The sequence below is a fragment of the Nitrosomonas cryotolerans ATCC 49181 genome (assembly GCF_900143275.1).
Lineage (GTDB): Bacteria > Pseudomonadota > Gammaproteobacteria > Burkholderiales > Nitrosomonadaceae > Nitrosomonas > Nitrosomonas cryotolerans.
This window is the reverse complement of sequence record NZ_FSRO01000001.1, coordinates 1,208,056-1,224,908: the sequence shown is the minus strand read 5'-3', so window position 1 is coordinate 1,224,908 and position 16,853 is coordinate 1,208,056. Positions and strand designations below refer to the sequence as shown.

Genomic DNA, 16,853 nt, shown 5'->3' with positions numbered 1-16,853 from the left:
AAAAGAGAAAAAAACTCATTTTTTTCCAAGATAACACGCATAAAAAATGTCATTTGGGCATTTTTTCCATTGTCACAGTAAATTTACGCAGTTGTGCAGAGGTCTTCCATATTTCACTGTGACTCCTTCGCGAAATAGGCCGCACACTTTTTTACAAAGTCTCGCTCCATTCTGACTTCTGCTAATTCACGTTTTACTCTGGATAGTTCCAATTCAAGATCAGATAGTGGCTTCTGGTTTTTGCCTAATCCAGCAAGCTCACCTTGCTTATCTGTATAGATCCAGTTTTTTAAAGTCCCCTTGGGTAAAGATAATCGCTTTGCTGCTTCAACAAGCACCAATCCACTTTCTTTAAAAAACTTTACTGATTCTTGGCGAAATTCCGGACTGTACCTCGCTCTCGGTGATTTTTCCATTTTTATCCTCCGTTTCATACCTCAATTTTACAAAACGTTGGACTCCATGAAAATCAGCATACATCATCTTCCTTTGTGCGTCATCGCACATACCGCAAAGGATTCCTACGGTAGCATGTCTCATATGACAAGTGGTATGCGTGATAAAAACAGTCAAAAGGATCAATGTTTCTGAGGATACATCTTTAGATTAATGCCTGATTAATGCCTGATTAATGCGCTAATCTAGAGTCATAAATAAGGAGAAACCAGATGATAAATTTAGCGATTACTTTCTTAGTTATAGCGATTATTGCGGCTTTATTAGGTGTTACCGGTGTCGCTGGCATGGCTATGGAAATGGCTTGGATTTTATTTGTAATCGGCATCGTTTTAGCTATTCTATTCTGGGTAGCAGGTCGACGTCCGCCGCTTGGATGATATTTGTGATTAGTCGTCAAAATAAACCGGCAATATCCCCAATATCCCTATAAGGAGTTAATAATATTAATTATTTTAAATGTTCCTAACAAATGTAAATGTTGTTTTAAATATTTTTAATGTCAATAAAAGGAGTGCTCATTATGAACTGGGATCAAATTAAAGGTGATTGGACACAGGTTAAAGGTAAAGCACAACAGCAATGGGGGAAATTAACTAATGATGACCTGGATGTTATCGAAGGCAAGCGTGAGGAATTGGTTGGAAAAATTCAGGAAAGATATGGCATTGCCAGAGAAGAAGCTGAAAAACAAGCTGATGATTTCAGCAGCAAATTCTAAATACTAAACGAGGTATACCTTATTGAGCTGTCGGAAAATAGAGATAACGGTCATTTTAGAAAAATAAATTATCGATTAATCAATGCGTTGAAAATTGAAGTTCCCTTAGAAATCTATTTTCCGACAGACCCCTTATATTAAAAGGAGATATCAACATGAATAAGTTAATAAAAACGATCTTGGCGGCTTTAAGCGTTTCTCTATTGATTATCGTTGCACCAAATAGCTATTCGCAAAATATTATGCCCGGAATGACTGATGCAGAAACACAAGCTGATCGATTAGAAGAAAAAGCGGGTCAGATTAGGGAGAGAGGTGAAGATGCAAATGAGGCATACGAAGAAATGCGTGAAAATAAAGCCGGCAGAATGGAGGATCACGCGGATGAGTTTAGAGAATCAGCTGAAGATAAAGCCGATAAAATAGAAGATCGCGCAGATAAAATCAGGGGTGGTTATTAGGTGTATTAGTGGTCACCTTAATTGCAATTATTTTCAGAAAAAAAACAAATAGCCCGTTGATTTAAAAAGCTATCATGTACCAACGTTCATTACCTGGTTAATACAGCGGGCTTTGTTGCAAAAAATAGCGTGTATCAAAGTAAACCTATGATAGGTTTGATTATGCGGTGTAAATATCGAGTCGCCTTTCAATAAGACGAATCTCTCCTCTGAGACCTTGTGCCCCTATTTCCATGCATCCATCTGTCCTTTCTTCAACCTATGCATGAGCTCAAATCCCTTGATCGTTCCATAGGCGGTCCTCATCGATTTAGAGCTGCGCACAGGATGAGAGCTTTATAATCAATGGTCTAAATTCTGGCGAGGGTTCTTGCAACAGAATCCGAAAAAGTATCCAAGATTGATATTATGCTTACGTCTTAAACAATATTTCGACAGCATTATTAATAAGTTTTTCTAATTCTTTTTGTGGAAAACCGGCCTTTGCCATCGTTATCATACCTGTTATCAATGCTGCAACATGATTTGCAATCGCATGGCAGTCAATCTCAGGCACTATTTTTCCTTTTTCTTTGTCACTCTCAAGTCTTTTAATAATAGCGTTATGTAATAAACCTAATGCAGAGCTCAAGATATGTCTTGAGCTTTCGTCATGCTGTTCATTCTCTAATATAGAAAATACAACTAAACATCCACCGGGATGCGAGGGATTAAAATGTAAATTTATCACCTCCATCAATACAGCCTTTAGCGCATTTTCTGGTGAATCTGCATTATCTAACGCCACTATGAATTTAATTAGGATATGTTGTAAATAGTAGTTAAGTGCCTTCTCAAACAAGGCACGCTTGTTTCCAAATGCGTTATAGATACTTGTTATTTTAAGCCCCATAACTTGCTCAAGTTCTTTCATGGATGTGGCGGAATAGCCTTTCTTCCAGAAAAGCAGCATTGCCGTTTCCAGTGCTTTAGTTTCATCAAAATTTTTTGTTCTGGTCATCCTGAGCTAATCCTTAAGATGCATTCATGTTTTATCATTTTATATCGATCACTACAAAAAGTCTTGACATAAGAGATCATCAATTATATTGTATCGATCACTACAATAATTGTAGTGCAAATATTACTCTTAAGAGAAAATTAAAATTGGAGCATTCACATGAAAGTAATCTCACCCCGTATACACGGTTATCTTGATTTTTTAACAGTCGCTATTTTTCTATTCGCTCCTACAGTATTAGGATTAAGTCAGCTTCCTGCCACATTGGCATATGTCATCGCTGGCGTTCATCTGGTCATCACGATCACTTCTGATTTTGCATTTGGTATATTTAAGCTGATTCCATTTACCATTCACGGTTGGATTGAACGCCTGGTTGGCCCTTCGCTGATTGCACTACCTTTTATCTTTGGTTTTACAGATGACCAAACCGCAAGAAACTTTTATATCGCGGTTGGCCTAATTGTTATCGTACTCGGTTTTATCACTGATTATAAAGCTGTAGAAAGAGAGAAAATGAACGTCGAAGGAGTAGTCAAACATTAATCAACATTAGGTTATCATTTTATCAATCTAACGGAGGTAAGGAAAAGTTTAAATGCCTGGTTCAACTGGTACAATCAATCAGAAATGTTTTCATCAAAGTCTTGATGATCTAGCGCCAAATCAAGTTTACAATCAGAAACATGCAATTCCTCAAGCTGCCTGAGCTTGATTAACCAGCCATATTAGCGCTTAATTATCTTCAGATTTTCTAGTTAAAGGGGCCACTTCAGGGCCCCTTCCAAGATAGCAAATGAGCCCGGCCGCTACTATCGTGAAAATCTTCTGGGGGCTAATCAACAAAAGGTGAAGGAGCCGAATCGGAATGAGTGCTGTCCTGAATCTGCTAAATGAATCGTGGACTGTCCTGGTCCTGGTCTTTGTCACAACCGCCGAACTGCTTGGAATTGCGTCTGCCTGGCATGCGATGAACAAGGTTCGAACGTCCCAGGCGGCTGTCGCATGGGCGGTTGGCCTCGTCGCGATGCCGATTCTGGTGCTGCCGCTGTACTGGGTGTTTGGACAGAAACGGTTCGCAGGCTATCGAGATGCCATTCGACAGGTGGGCGAGCAGTGCAAGGCCTCCGTCGAAGCGGTCCGTCGTGAATTGATGACGGGGAAAAACGCCGGCAGTGCAACAGGCGAATCGCCGCTGGATGTGCTGGCAGACGTTCTTGATACACCGCTGAGCTATAACAATGCCTTTCGGCTGCTGATCGATGGTGAGTCGTTTTTTGATACATTGTTTGAACAGATCCGCAGCGCAAAAAACTACATTTACATCGAATTTTATATTATCCGCGACGACGACATTGGCCGTAAGTTTGCAGAGGCCTTGTGCGAACGCGCTCAGGCCGGAGTCGTCGTACGTCTGCTGTACGACGAAGTCGGCTGCATGAAACTGACAAGGGCATGGTTGCGACGAGTCCGCGATGCAGGTGTAGATGTGTTGGCTTTCAATACACGCCAGGGTTGGGCCAATCGTTTTCAGTTAAACTTTCGCAACCACCGCAAACTTGTCGTGATCGATGGGCAGCGAACAATCGTGGGCGGCCTGAATATCGGTGACGAGTATCTTGGTCGTATCTCCTGGGTTTCTCGCTGGCGGGACACGGCAATTCATGTTGACGGCGCTGTTGTCCGAAAAATTCAGGCCGTATTCGCCAGTGACTACTATTGGGCCACTCGACGGAATCTGCCGGAAGCTGTTTGGAGCACGACTGTCGAAGCACCAGTTGTTTCGGACGATCAACATGGAATGGCGGCGGTATGCGCGACCGGCCCGGCAGACGGCCGTATGCGTGCCACGATGATGTTCGCCACCATTGCCGGCTGTGCTCGAAAGCGGCTGTGGATCAGTTCTCCCTACCTGGTTCCGGACGATTCCTGCATGACGGCACTGTCGATGGCTCAGGCAAGAGGCATCGACGTGAGAATTCTGATCCCCGAAAAGGCGGATTCCTGGCTGGTGTTCCTCGCCGGTTTCTATTACGAACAGCAACTCGAATCACTGGGCATTCCGGTATACCGCTATTGTTCCGAAGGATTCATGCACCAGAAATGCGTTCTGGCGGACGACAATCTGGTACTGATCGGATCAACTAATCTGGACAATCGCTCTCTGCACCTGAATTTCGAACTGATGCTGGCAGTGGCAGATCCCGCTCTTGTTCAGGAAGCAGCGCAAATGCTGGAACAAGATTTCGCGGTTTCCGATAATATGAATGCGAGCCATGGTCAGCTGCGGCCGTGGTACATCCGTACCGGAACCATTGTCGCCAGATTATTTAGTCCGGTGTTGTAATTTCGGTTGAACCGATAAATCGGAAGAAATATATGCATCAATCAAATCGCTTTAATTTACCCAAACATGTTTATTTATCAAATAGCGCGTAAAACTTCGTCCTTCAGGGCGGAGATATAAGCGCACAGGCGAAGCCTGTTTAATGCGGTCTTTGCTGTTGTTCAATATATTGCTTAATAATCGAGAGTGCTGCTCCACCACAACTACCCGCAAAATAGCTTGGACTCCAAAGCATATTACCCCAAAGCTTATTTTTAATTTCGGGATAATTCTTTTTGCGAATAAGTCGGCTTGAAACGCCTTTCAAACTATTTACCAAGTTAGAAATAGCAATTTTTGGTGGATAGTTAACTAAAAGGTGAATATGATCATGCTCACCATTAAATTCCACCAATTCTGCTTCAAAATCCAAACACACGTTTTTAAATATTTCTTCCAAATCAATTAATACCCTTCCGGAGAAAACATCTCTACGGTATTTTGTTACAAAGACCAAATGAACGTGAAGATTAAAAATACAATGTCTTCCTGTTCTTACATCGTTATTAACTTGCATAGACCAATTAATTTTTGTATAATTATAACCATGAAGCAGATTATACGCAAAGCCTTTAAATTTCGACTCAATCCAAATTCTGACCAAGCACAGAAGATGGTTGAGTTTGCGGGTGCTAATCGGTTTGTTTGGAATAAAGCCTTAGCAATGAATCTGTTCAGATTAGAGCAGAAACAGCCATTGCTTTGGTACAACGAGTTGTCATTTTGGCTAAAGCTATGGAAATCCTCAGAAGATTATGGATTTCTAAAAACCGTTCATTCTCAACCGTTGCAACAAGCCTTAAAAAACTTAGAAAAAGCGTTCAAAGACGGTTTTGATAAAAAACAGCCTTTAAAACGGATTCCAAAATTCAAGAAAAAAGGTTTGAGTGACAGCTTTCGTTATCCACAAGGATTTAAGCTGGAGCAAGAGTCTAGCAAAGTGTTCTTGCCTAAAATCGGTTGGGTGAAATATCGTAATTCACGCCAAGTCATTGGTGACGTTAAAAATATGACGATTTCCCGTAAAGGCAGTTATTGGTACGTGTCGATTCAGACTGAGTACGAGACCGAGCTAAAGCGTCATAGCTCAACCAGTATGATTGGTGTTGATATGGGCATTACCCGCTTTGCAACCTTGTCAGACGGCTCATACGTAGAACCTTTAAACAGTTTCAGAAAGTTATCAAAGAAACTGGCTTTTGAACAGCGTAAGCTGTCTAAAAAAGTCCGTTTCTCTGCTAACTGGAAAAAGCAGAAACAAATCATTACCCGACTGCATGAGCGTATTGCCAATGCTCGTTTAGACTTCTTACACAAAACCTCAACCGAAATCAGCAAAAATCACGCAATGGTCGTAGTTGAGAATTTAAAGATAGGAAACATGTCTAAGAGTGCCAAGGGCAGTGTTGAAAAGCATGGTAAAAACGTCAAAGCGAAATCGGGTCTAAACAAATCCATTCTTGACCAAGGATGGGGAATGTTCGTTTCGTTCTTGGAGTATAAACAGGCTTGTTCAGGCGGGGATGTATTGAAGGTAAACCCTCAATACACCTCTCAAACCTGCCCTAGATGTCAACATGTTAGTCATGACAATCGCAAAAGCCAAAGTGCTTTTGAATGTACAGAATGTGGATTTAAAGCCAATGCCGACTTGGTAGGTGCCTTGAATGTACTTGAGCGAGGACATCGCTTGTTAGCCTGTGGAGTTGAAACGTTAGTTTCGTCTAAGAAGCAGGAACCAGTAGACAGTAGCAATACAAACCTACTCTTAACGGCTTAATAAGTCGCTAGGAATCCCCTTCGTTTAGGAAGGGGAGGATGTCAAAACCATTTATTTTAATGGCTTCCATTAAAATTCCCGCTTAATGGGAAATCTGGGTGAATTACAGACAATTTCTAAGCTGCCTGTGCGGCAGCGAATAAGATTTTTATGGGAAAGATTTGCTTTTTCTATTTCTAAGCTGCCTGTGCGGCAGCGAACTTGCCGCCGTCATTAATGCGATATTTAGCGACTTTCTAAGCTGCCTGTGCGGCAGCGAACTAAGAACATGGTAGTGCTTCTTAAGTTCCGTATTTCTAAGCTGCCTGTGCGGCAGCGAACGCCGTCACTAACCAGCCAGCCCGATGAATCATTTTCTAAGCTGCCTGTGCGGCAGCGAACATCGAAAAACGTATTGATGACGAAATAGAGATTTTCTAAGCTGCCTGTGCGGCAGCGAACTGTATAAAAGCATTAGAAGGTGCAGAGACTAATTTCTAAGCTGCCTGTGCGGCAGCGAACGTTGTTCTCTACTACCTCTCATATATTTATCTTTTCTAAGCTGCCTGTGCGGCAGCGAACTGATAAAAACGAGAATGAAGCAGATGATCGATTTTCTAAGCTGCCTGTGCGGCAGCGAACAACGCTGGAGCCGTATGACGCGAATGAGTACTTTTCTAAGCTGCCTGTGCGGCAGCGAACTACCCTTCTATCAACCTGTCATCTCCCACAAATTTCTAAGCTGCCTGTGCGGCAGCGAACGGGAACAGAGCAGCTTATCTCAGTTATTGATCTTTCTAAGCTGCCTGTGCGGCAGCGAACCCGGATAAGAGTAAAAAATCAGGTAATTTCAATTTCTAAGCTGCCTGTGCGGCAGCGAACGAGCCGATGCTTTATCAAGATAAGCGGGTCACTTTCTAAGCTGCCTGTGCGGCAGCGAACGGAAAACTACAAGAAACCTACCATATTCTAAATTTCTAAGCTGCCTGTGCGGCAGCGAACAAATGCTAATATTGCTAATATAAATTCTTTCATTTCTAAGCTGCCTGTGCGGCAGCGAACTCTCCTCTATTTCCGTGTCTAGCCATCCTTCCTTTCTAAGCTGCCTGTGCGGCAGCGAACTAGCTTCTTTTATCATTTTGGTATGCATGTCATTTCTAAGCTGCCTGTGCGGCAGCGAACTGAAGCCACGCTCGGCACATTAAGTGCTCAATTTTCTAAGCTGCCTGTGCGGCAGCGAACAATAGTTATTTGTAGTCATTATCGACAAAATAATTTCTAAGCTGCCTGTGCGGCAGCGAACACGAAAATAGATATCTGATTGACGTTAATAATTTTCTAAGCTGCCTGTGCGGCAGCGAACCAACACTAGAATCTATATACATTTCACGTTTTTTTCTAAGCTGCCTGTGCGGCAGCGAACCGGGTGGTACTGGGATATCTTTACCTGGTGTTTTTCTAAGCTGCCTGTGCGGCAGCGAACCCTGCAATAGCCGCGACTGACGCGCCCATGCTTTTCTAAGCTGCCTGTGCGGCAGCGAACATGTGAGATATAATGTTCCGTCAGCGCCATTCTTTCTAAGCTGCCTGTGCGGCAGCGAACCCAGCCGAAGAGCGAGCCAATAATGAATCCCTTTTCTAAGCTGCCTGTGCGGCAGCGAACCCCGAATTATTCACAAATGCACGCACCTGATCTTTCTAAGCTGCCTGTGCGGCAGCGAACCATTTAATGTACAAACCTATGCAGATAAATCTTTTCTAAGCTGCCTGTGCGGCAGCGAACTTCGCGGTCTTCTTATTGAGGTTCGCTCAAATCTTTCTAAGCTGCCTGTGCGGCAGCGAACCAAAGGTATGATAAATACCGAGCTGGGCAACTTTTCTAAGCTGCCTGTGCGGCAGCGAACGTTAAATATCGCATTAATTACAGTGGCAATGATTTCTAAGCTGCCTGTGCGGCAGCGAATACCGTCATGATAAGAGTAAATTTCATACAATGTTTCTAAGCTGCCTGTGCGGCAGCGAACAGGTGGGGGAGGGGTTAGCTAAACTTAAATCATTTCTAAGCTGCCTGTGCGGCAGCGAACTAGTTCTGTTCTGCCGTCGTAGTTTCCCTCCTTTTCTAAGCTGCCTGTGCGGCAGCGAACTTAAAAATCCGTCACGAGCCCAAATATCATAATTTCTAAGCTGCCTGTGCGGCAGCGAACGCCACCAAAAAAACTATCTGCTAGAGCGCTAATTTCTAAGCTGCCTGTGCGGCAGCGAACTATAATGACATACATCAACACAACAAAACGAATTTCTAAGCTGCCTGTGCGGCAGCGAACTGGCAATAAAAAAACTTAAAGCCAGTCGCATCGCAGTTTACAGGAAATTTTAGTTAACTTAACCATTCCCAAAACCGATATATGCAACTGGCTAATTTGTATGCTATTTCTTAAAGAGCTAAAAAAATGGGTTAAAACTCAGGAACAGTAGCGAAAGCGCTTAGGCCATAACTGCTAAAAGTGTTATTTGAAGACTCTACTGCTATTTTTTTCTTGATCCACAAACAAAATGTTTTATCGCTGCTTAAGCTTTTCAAGCGAATAAATGGGGTAGGTATTAACTTATACTCCATATCGCTATAACGCTGAATAGCTGTGACATAGTCAATATGATGTCGGATAGCATAGCGCCTGGCTAAGCGTTCCTTGTTAGTTTTAGGTTGTTCACGTTGATATATCGCGTAACCTTTCAGCTCATACGGTACGGAGCGGATACTGGTACAGTGCACGTAGTCACTTAATCGAGTCAACCATTTCGCAACATCAAACCGGGTTAGCATAGATTCGTCTTGCGCAAACAATCGCAACTTGCCACCAAGCACACTATATTTTTCACCTATAATGTATTCTGGAAATGAAACGCCAATCGGTACCCGCTTCTGCTCATCTTGCAATTCAACCAAGCCTAAATGGATTTGTTGAAATACTTTTGACCACAAGGTCAACAGGTTAATGTCTGGATTGGGCAATAAGGTTATTTCAAGATAATGTTTCATGATTTTTCCCTATATCCTAAGACTATCAATATACGCCAGCCCTTTTTTACCCAGATAAAAACTTGAAACACCGGCTGCTTCTATCATATCTTTAAGTTGTTGTGCTTTTTCTTGGGGAATATCTAACTGTATTTCAAGTGTGCCATTGGCTTTAGTTAGCAGTGAGGTCACTTCACCTTCGCCTTTGCGTTTTTCTTTCAAAAGATAGGGATTCCCCCAAATCTTTTTTTTACTGCCCGTGGTATAGCGATCCATAAAATCTTTTAGAGTAAATCCTCGTTTTGAAATACCGCTTAATCCACCCTTTTTCGTTACAATTGTTGACAAATCATAACCAGATTTCTCCAAACGCCCTATTTGCAAATAAAGTGCTGAGCAATACAATATAATCGGCTTGATTTGTCCTTTGGCGGTTAATTCGTAATTAATATCGGGATAGTTTAATTTTAGAACATCTAATGTGGCTTCTACTTCACCTGTCACATCAATGTCTTTGAAGCCGCCAAGTAGTTCAAATTGGTTAATAACGGTTAAAGGATCAAAACCAGCATTGTTATTGATCGTATAACCTGGGTCATTAATAAGTTTCAAAACATCGCATAGTTCCAAGTGAAGCACGCCCCAAAGCTGGCCTGAAAAAACAGAGCTAAAAGCAGGGTCAGTTGCTTTAATCATACCCGTAAAAGCGTTTTGATCAGTGCTGCCGGTTATATTGCGAATATAAACCATCTCTGTATTGATTGGCTTAGAACGATCATGGCTATTTTCAAAGCTTATTTGATCCTCTATGCCCATAAAAAAATAACTTTGATCCTGCTTTGCTTGATACAGTTTACGTTGGTCGCCAATCAGTCGGTTCAAAATGCCCATGATGGTATTTTTGCTTATTTTTCGTTCAATAAAATTGGAATATTGACCTTCGCTATCTCGTTTGGATAAATTGGTCATCGATCCAACAAATCCTCGTCCACTTTTAGGCAAGGGTTCATTATTAGAACCATCCAAAAAAGAATTCTGCCAAGCAGCTTCGTATTTAATCGTAATTCGCATACCCACCTCTACTTGGCGTAGAAATAAACGGCATAGCTGGTTTCCGGCGTTTCTGATATTTCGCTTTCCGAGCGTTTAATGCGCATCATTTTATGGCTGTCGTTGTAGTCCACAAGGATACTATCCACATACATATAACCTTTGGCCTGGCGAATGCTTAACTCGCTAATCATACGAATGGTTTCCTGAATCAGGATATCAATGGCTTCGTTATCCAATAAAATACCGACTTCGCCCTCTTCAAATATGGTGCCGCCACGAACGTAGTTTTGATGGAATGTGGCTTTTGGATTGCGGGAGGGATCAAGGCTTTTGATAAAGTTTTGTACAACTTCAGCAATTTTCTCACCTTCACCGTCTTTAATAATCATGGAGGCGCGGTCAAATTTCTTATCAAGCGAAATAAATTCCAACTGCTCTATGCTGATAGAACCATAAGCAAGGTATTCGGTCTCCCCAAATGTCGTTTTTGAGAAAAAGGAATTGCTGGCAACATCATCACCTTTATCATCTTTGCCTTTTTCCTTGGAACCTGAACGGCCCATTTGTTCAAAATTGCCGTTGCCCAATTGGTCAACAAAATCCTCAAGTAATAAGGGACTCGTACGTTTGCATTGACTTGAAGGAACAACATAACCACGTATCAAACCTGTTATTGAAGCCAGTACAGCTTGTAGATTTTTATCTTTAGCATAGTGCAAATCAAAAGCCTGATTTCTAAATAAGTGATGGCGAATGCAATTCTGGCTAATATACATCGGCGTTTCTTTAAAATTTATATCCTCTGCCTGCTTTTTGTATTTATAGCCTGTTTCTTCTTTTACCTTGCCGGTTAAATTACTGTAGCCCCTTAATTTTGGCAGTGTATGATTGTCAACCGTTTTGCCACCATCACCTACTAACGTCGTCGGTCCATTCCAATTAACTACTCCGTGGCCCAATGCGACTATTTTAAAATCCACACTTTTAATACCGGTTATCTTTTGCATCAGTCATTCCTCATTTGAAGTTAATTGCTTAATTGAAATTGCGCCGATTGGCTGTCTGTCGCAAACGGCGTAATAAATAGCGTAGCTATGTCGTGCAGCTTCTCCACCAACCGGAACTAGATCGCCAGGCGTATAGCTCAGATAAACAGGAAGCTCTGGATCTCTTGCCTCATTGAGTAGAATAAAGTCTTTAAAAGCTTTGGTACCTCCCATAATGTTGTGGTGCTTAGCTTTCATGTGCGCCAGCAAATTTTTATCGCTATCACCATAACCTTCTATCTCATCTTTAGAAGCAGTTAAATTGTCAAAACTATCCCGCTCATTGATCGGCATCTGATAGGCATATTGATCCAAAAATTTAAATTGACCTGGATCATTAACATCACATATCGCCATCTGCACGAAGCGGTTCTCGCCGCGTAGTGAATTTTTACTGATTTTGGCTCGGCCTTTCACCAGTGCTTTTTTAGGTGAAATGGTAATCGGGTCAATCACTTTCTGATCGATCAACTTCACACTGGCTTTGAGCGAAGCAATCAAATCCAACTCAATGAATTTCTTACCCGTGTCAGAGTGATGAAATTGTTCGTACAACTTGTAGAGCCGCGGCAAAGTAACTGCTTTGTCATCCAACTCTGCTTTTAGCAATTGATACCATGCTTTGGTAGCTCCGAATGTAAACATCCGGGACAGGAAACGAGCCGCAAAGCCCGTACCTTTACCTTGATGAATCGGTTCGGGCACAGCTATACAGTACACGCTGCCTTCTTTATTTACGCCAAAACGATCTAGTCGACCTAAACGTTGCAAACAATCTTCTGCATTGGTAATTTCCGCCACCATGTAATCGCACGTAATGTTTAATGATGCCTGTATAATCGGCCCGCTGCGCAAGACTTCAAATTTTCGTATACCATCTTTTTTAAACGATTCATAAACCTCTTCAAACCATTTTTGTTTATCACTTTTCTTAAACTTTGAATGTAATAGCACAGCATTTTCTTGATGCTGATTGCGAATAAAACTTTTTTGTGCTGTTAAGGCTGTATTACTGATAACAATAGTGTTGGAATTTTGGCTCTGATACAGCGGGTTGGTATCATCCTGCCTGGTTTCGTCAAAGACCTTAAACGTCACAAAATAGGGTCTTTGGTTAAAAGACGGCATAGCAACGATATCTTCCGATTCAAGCCTCAGCACTTGTTTAAGATAAAAATAATGTGGCGTAGCAGATACCAGCAAGGTATTGGCTGCGGATTCTTGTTGCTGTTTGCAAGCGATTAACTCCGCAAACAACAAATTGAATGCGGGCATGTTGATATATTCATGAAACTCATCAAACACCACATGTGCATTAAGATAACCAATCAGTGTATCGACTTTGTTATGTGTGATGATGCCGTTAAGTATTTGATCTATAGTGGTTATAACTATATCGCCAGAGAAATAATCTTTTTCTGGCGTTTGTTTATTCCACTGATTGGTATATTTAAATTCTCCCGTATTAATTTCAATACTTATGCTGGGTAAGTTAAGTTCAAAATAATCTTTAGATATTAATTCATCAAACAAACCTTGGCAGACTTGGACACGTGGACATATCCAGATTAATTGTTGGGCATTCTTTAATTTGGCCCATTCCAAAGCAATTTTGGTTTTGCCACAACCGGCAGGGCCAGCCAGAACGCTAACGCCCCGGGCTTTGGTGAGTTGGTTGGAGACTTCGCTTTGTTTGTTGCTCCGTTCTCCAGGTGGAAATTGATTTAGACATCCCTCAATATGGGAACACAACGTAGACTCAAACGAGAGAACTTCATTTACCAAGCTATCAAGCGAACCGTCTTTTATGTGAGCGTGCAAATCAGTGGCTAATAGTGCAGATACCAAACGATCAGCTGAGATAACACAGGCACGCATGATGTTGTTGTCAGCATTGTGCTTGATTTGTGATTCATATTGTTCAATACGTTCCGACAGTTCGTATTTTTTATAATACGGCAATAACAATCCATCCAGCGTTTCGATCGCATCTAAATCAACATCAGCATTAAAAACTTTGGAAAGCAGCGATTCTTCAATCACTCGATACCTGACATCAATAGTGCATACACCGTTAAGCAGCTTGATGGCTTTGTCTAATAATTCAATAAAAGAGATATTTTTTAGGTTATTGGTCAATTTGGTATAAATATCACCATAATTGGCAAAGCCCTTTTCTTTTTCCTTGCGAAAGGGTTTGGCATGATGCCAATAAATCACATGTTTAATAGATTTCTTATGGTTAGCGTTTACTAGCTTGAGGCTTATGTGATCAAGCAAGTAATAAAGCAATACGGAAATCTCATTATGCCGAGGATGCTTCTCAAAGCTGAATTTAACATCATCAATATGCTGACCATCTTCAGCTACGAAATCTTTCTTTTTAGGATCTCTTGCCCACTCTTGAAAACAAGGGTCTATTTTGCCTAAATCATGTAAACAACCTGCAACAAATGTAGCGATTGATTGTTTTTCTTGATTAGGCATCAGCCGTCTATGCAATTGCTCTGCGACATAACCCACAGCGAATAAATGTTCAGCTAACGACTGCAAATGCGTATTTGCATATAAGAAATCCGGATTGGGCTTATCCGTTGTTATATCCATGATTAACTCTTTAGAAGTAGTATTTACGGGCACTATACCTTGTTGATCGAATTGTGCACGATTCCCGACAATCCAAACCAATTCACTGCGACTTCTGGAGCGTATCCAATGACAAGCAACTGCCGTATTCTTGGTGGCAGTTTTTCTTAACAAGGTTTTGATAGCAATTAAGCCGTCTTCAGTAATCACCGTTTGCCAAGCACGGCTGCCGATTCGATTGGCGAAGGCATCAAGTACCCGGCGGGTTCTAGCCAAGGCTTTTTTCTCGCACTCGGACACAAAAGTGACCATCATATCGTGCCACCGCGCAAACTGGCTTGCTTGATGCTATCAAACATAAAATCCAGTGCTTTATGATCTGTAAATTTTTGTAAAATCTGCTGACGGAATTCCTGCTCAGTGGTTTTTTCTTTGGCGCAAATGAACGCCCAGGGTAGAATCAAAGCATCTTTGACCAGATCGGCTACATCAAATACCAACGCACCACGTCGGGTCTTTCCATGCATGACCGCAAACCCATGAGGGATGCCTAATACCCAGAGCGTGCTGGCTGCCAGACCATAAGCGAGATAATTCCCGTGATTGAGAAACAAGTTTGCGCTGTCCGTATTGTCAAAATTGCGAACAAAATTTTCTTGCTGTGTGCGATTAACGGCTATCTTATAGAGGCTTTTGGTAAGCTGAGCTTCAATCAACAATAATTCGGTGACAGTGTTGGCTCGTTCCACTTTTTCAGAATAACCAGAGAGCGCCCGGATAATATCTTCGTCATCAACAAAGAATCTTTCATTCTTAAGATCTTTATCTTTACACCAGACAGATTGCAGATAATTGATACGCAGTATCTGGAAGTGCTTGGCAATCCGCAAACGCTTCCCCTCATCAAACCAAAATGACAACCACCCCTGAACGTATTCGGTGGGCCTGTATTCACTCTGCGGCGTAAGCCACTCAATCTCACTACCTGCCAGCAGTGGCGTGCCGCCGCCACCACTGAAACCGATCAAAACACCCGCTGACGCAAGCATACGTACTGCCGCTTGTGTGATAGAAGTACCAGTGCCTAACAAAATAACTGTCGTATTGGCAATGGGGATGTTCCAATAAAATCTTTCTTCTTTGGCTTCCGTCAGATAAAGAACACGCCCATCCTTCTGCATCACTCGACACATTTCGAGATAGTAAATATTGGCTCGTTTGGAGTGTAATATCGATTTTAAATTTGATAGTTGATCCACTTAATGGTGTTTCCTTATTTTAAAAGTAGAAAACGGAGTTATAGTCAAATTTGGTGTATAGAAAATCAAGCAACCACCTGTTTTTGATCATCTGCTCATCTGTTTGCTTAATGCCATTTACAAATTGAATGCCGCTGATGACATCCGCTAATCGTTTATCGCTTCTTAATCGGAACCTTTCTTTCTGTGCCATTTCCATGAGCTTGCACACCATAACCAACGTTGTTGCCCGACTTCCACAATGCTTGGTTTTGGCTGTTCTTGGTCTAACAGGGGCAAAGGCGGATTCAACCGGATTAGTGGTTCTGATATGCGGATAGTTTTTCGGTGGGATAATCATGGAAAGACAGCATGAAAGCATTGTCTTTGTTTGAATTGCATGGCTTTTGGTCGTTTCTTCAAGACATTAACCTTTTATACACCCAGCAACGCCGCTGATCGGTTTCTGGCCAGAGCTTGGCTACTGTTTTCCAAAATCCAGACACACCCGCTCTCAGTAAATGCTTCAGCGTTTCTGAAAATCTCCCGTTGAAATTCCCTTCAAATAACCAAGGTAAAAACCCCTCGATGTTCTTGGTGCGTTTCAAATACGGCAATATCAGGCATAGCGACGTTTTCTTTTTTTTATTGATTGATCAGCGAAGATCCTTATCAAAGGGTTACACCGCACGCCCCTCCTGTCATACACCAGAATTGATCATACCTTCAGGCATTCTCGAACAATTCCGCAAAAACAAGCATAATCCAGTTCATACTTCTCCTTTCAGAATCGGAAGGTCTTCTTTGATTAATATGAACGTAATGAAGTCTCCTCATTTCTTGTCGAAAGCCCAATCTATTCGGTTTAAAATCAAGCAACAGGCCTATGGGATAACTATCAGTCAATTTTACATCTGCGCTGGCAAAAGGAACCAGGCGGCTGACCAATCGAATACATCCATATAGTTCGGAATAATTTAATTAGGCACCAATACTAAAAACCACATGACGATTTCTAAGATTGTTCAAGATATCAAGACCGTGACTAACCACAACCTCAGGCTGAGGATGCTTGAGTTCGGCAGCAATTAAAAAATATAGAAAAGGAGCGTCATGGATATTGTATTG

15 protein-coding genes and 1 CRISPR repeat array are annotated in these 16,853 nt (G+C 41.9%); of the genes, 6 read left to right on the top strand and 9 right to left on the bottom strand.

Annotated elements, in window-relative coordinates:
- Positions 1 to 113: 113 nt before the first annotated feature.
- On the bottom strand, positions 114 to 416 hold the full coding sequence (locus BUQ89_RS05395) for an IS3 family transposase (protein WP_074202521.1): 303 nt from the start codon (positions 414 to 416) through the stop codon (positions 114 to 116).
- A 252-nt stretch (positions 417 to 668) separates the two neighbouring features.
- On the opposite strand from BUQ89_RS05395, the gene BUQ89_RS05390 reads away from it, so the two are divergent.
- The 3 genes from BUQ89_RS05390 to BUQ89_RS05380 all read left to right on the top strand — a co-directional run bounded on the left by BUQ89_RS05390 (position 669) and on the right by BUQ89_RS05380 (position 1,638).
- Positions 669 to 836: a DUF1328 domain-containing protein gene (locus BUQ89_RS05390; RefSeq protein WP_028462508.1), complete on the top strand. Its 168-nt coding sequence runs from the start codon at positions 669 to 671 to the stop codon at positions 834 to 836.
- Positions 837 to 979: 143 nt separating this feature from the next.
- Complete coding sequence (locus BUQ89_RS05385) at positions 980 to 1,177, top strand: CsbD family protein (RefSeq protein ID WP_028462509.1); 198 nt, start codon at positions 980 to 982, stop codon at positions 1,175 to 1,177.
- Positions 1,178 to 1,332: 155 nt separating this feature from the next.
- The gene (locus BUQ89_RS05380) at positions 1,333 to 1,638 is read left to right on the top strand and encodes a hypothetical protein (protein WP_028462510.1); all 306 of its coding nucleotides are present in this window, start codon (positions 1,333 to 1,335) and stop codon (positions 1,636 to 1,638) included.
- Positions 1,639 to 2,050: 412 nt separating this feature from the next.
- On the opposite strand, the gene BUQ89_RS05375 is transcribed toward BUQ89_RS05380, so the two are convergent.
- Entirely contained in the window at positions 2,051 to 2,638 is a 588-nt protein-coding gene (locus tag BUQ89_RS05375; RefSeq protein ID WP_028462511.1) for a TetR/AcrR family transcriptional regulator, read from the bottom strand.
- Between the two features lie 159 nt (positions 2,639 to 2,797).
- Here BUQ89_RS05375 and BUQ89_RS05370 point away from each other — a divergent pair, with 159 nt between their 5' ends.
- Both BUQ89_RS05370 and cls read left to right on the top strand, forming a co-directional pair.
- A complete protein-coding gene (locus BUQ89_RS05370; protein ID WP_028462512.1) occupies positions 2,798 to 3,184 on the top strand; it encodes an SPW repeat domain-containing protein in 387 nt (128 codons plus the stop codon).
- A gap of 322 nt (positions 3,185 to 3,506) precedes the next feature.
- On the top strand, positions 3,507 to 4,985 hold the full coding sequence (gene cls / locus BUQ89_RS05365; protein WP_028462513.1) for a cardiolipin synthase: 1,479 nt from the start codon (positions 3,507 to 3,509) through the stop codon (positions 4,983 to 4,985).
- 139 nt (positions 4,986 to 5,124) lie between these two features.
- Here the strand turns inward: cls and tnpA are convergent, their stop codons facing one another.
- Entirely contained in the window at positions 5,125 to 5,541 is a 417-nt protein-coding gene (tnpA, locus tag BUQ89_RS05360; protein WP_074202520.1) for an IS200/IS605 family transposase, read from the bottom strand.
- 30 nt (positions 5,542 to 5,571) lie between these two features.
- Here tnpA and BUQ89_RS05355 point away from each other — a divergent pair, with 30 nt between their 5' ends.
- Positions 5,572 to 6,804: an RNA-guided endonuclease InsQ/TnpB family protein gene (locus tag BUQ89_RS05355; protein ID WP_074202519.1), complete on the top strand. Its 1,233-nt coding sequence runs from the start codon at positions 5,572 to 5,574 to the stop codon at positions 6,802 to 6,804.
- A 113-nt stretch (positions 6,805 to 6,917) separates the two neighbouring features.
- Positions 6,918 to 9,107: a CRISPR direct-repeat array (repeat unit 28 nt; unit sequence TTTCTAAGCTGCCTGTGCGGCAGCGAAC).
- A 131-nt stretch (positions 9,108 to 9,238) separates the two neighbouring features.
- Here BUQ89_RS05355 and cas6f read toward each other — a convergent pair.
- From cas6f to BUQ89_RS05325, 6 genes are read right to left on the bottom strand one after another with little or no spacing between them, the layout of a single operon-like run.
- Entirely contained in the window at positions 9,239 to 9,823 is a 585-nt protein-coding gene (gene cas6f / locus BUQ89_RS05350; protein ID WP_028462357.1) for a type I-F CRISPR-associated endoribonuclease Cas6/Csy4, read from the bottom strand.
- A gap of 9 nt (positions 9,824 to 9,832) precedes the next feature.
- Positions 9,833 to 10,873 carry a type I-Fv CRISPR-associated protein Cas5fv gene (gene cas5fv, locus BUQ89_RS05345; RefSeq protein WP_028462358.1) on the bottom strand — a complete coding sequence of 347 codons (1,041 nt, stop codon included), beginning with the start codon at positions 10,871 to 10,873 and terminating at the stop codon, positions 9,833 to 9,835.
- 8 nt (positions 10,874 to 10,881) lie between these two features.
- A complete protein-coding gene (gene cas7fv, locus BUQ89_RS05340; protein ID WP_028462359.1) occupies positions 10,882 to 11,862 on the bottom strand; it encodes a type I-Fv CRISPR-associated protein Cas7fv in 981 nt (326 codons plus the stop codon).
- Between the two features lie 3 nt (positions 11,863 to 11,865).
- The gene (locus BUQ89_RS05335; protein WP_342742999.1) at positions 11,866 to 14,799 is read right to left on the bottom strand and encodes a CRISPR-associated endonuclease Cas3''; all 2,934 of its coding nucleotides are present in this window, start codon (positions 14,797 to 14,799) and stop codon (positions 11,866 to 11,868) included.
- Positions 14,799 to 15,746, bottom strand: a complete 948-nt coding sequence (cas1f, locus tag BUQ89_RS05330) for a type I-F CRISPR-associated endonuclease Cas1f (protein WP_028462361.1) — start codon at positions 15,744 to 15,746, stop codon at positions 14,799 to 14,801. Before cas1f ends, BUQ89_RS05335 begins: the two co-directional genes overlap by 1 nt.
- A 19-nt stretch (positions 15,747 to 15,765) precedes the next feature.
- Positions 15,766 to 16,086: a hypothetical protein gene (locus BUQ89_RS05325; RefSeq protein ID WP_028462362.1), complete on the bottom strand. Its 321-nt coding sequence runs from the start codon at positions 16,084 to 16,086 to the stop codon at positions 15,766 to 15,768.
- Positions 16,087 to 16,853: the final 767 nt, after the last annotated feature.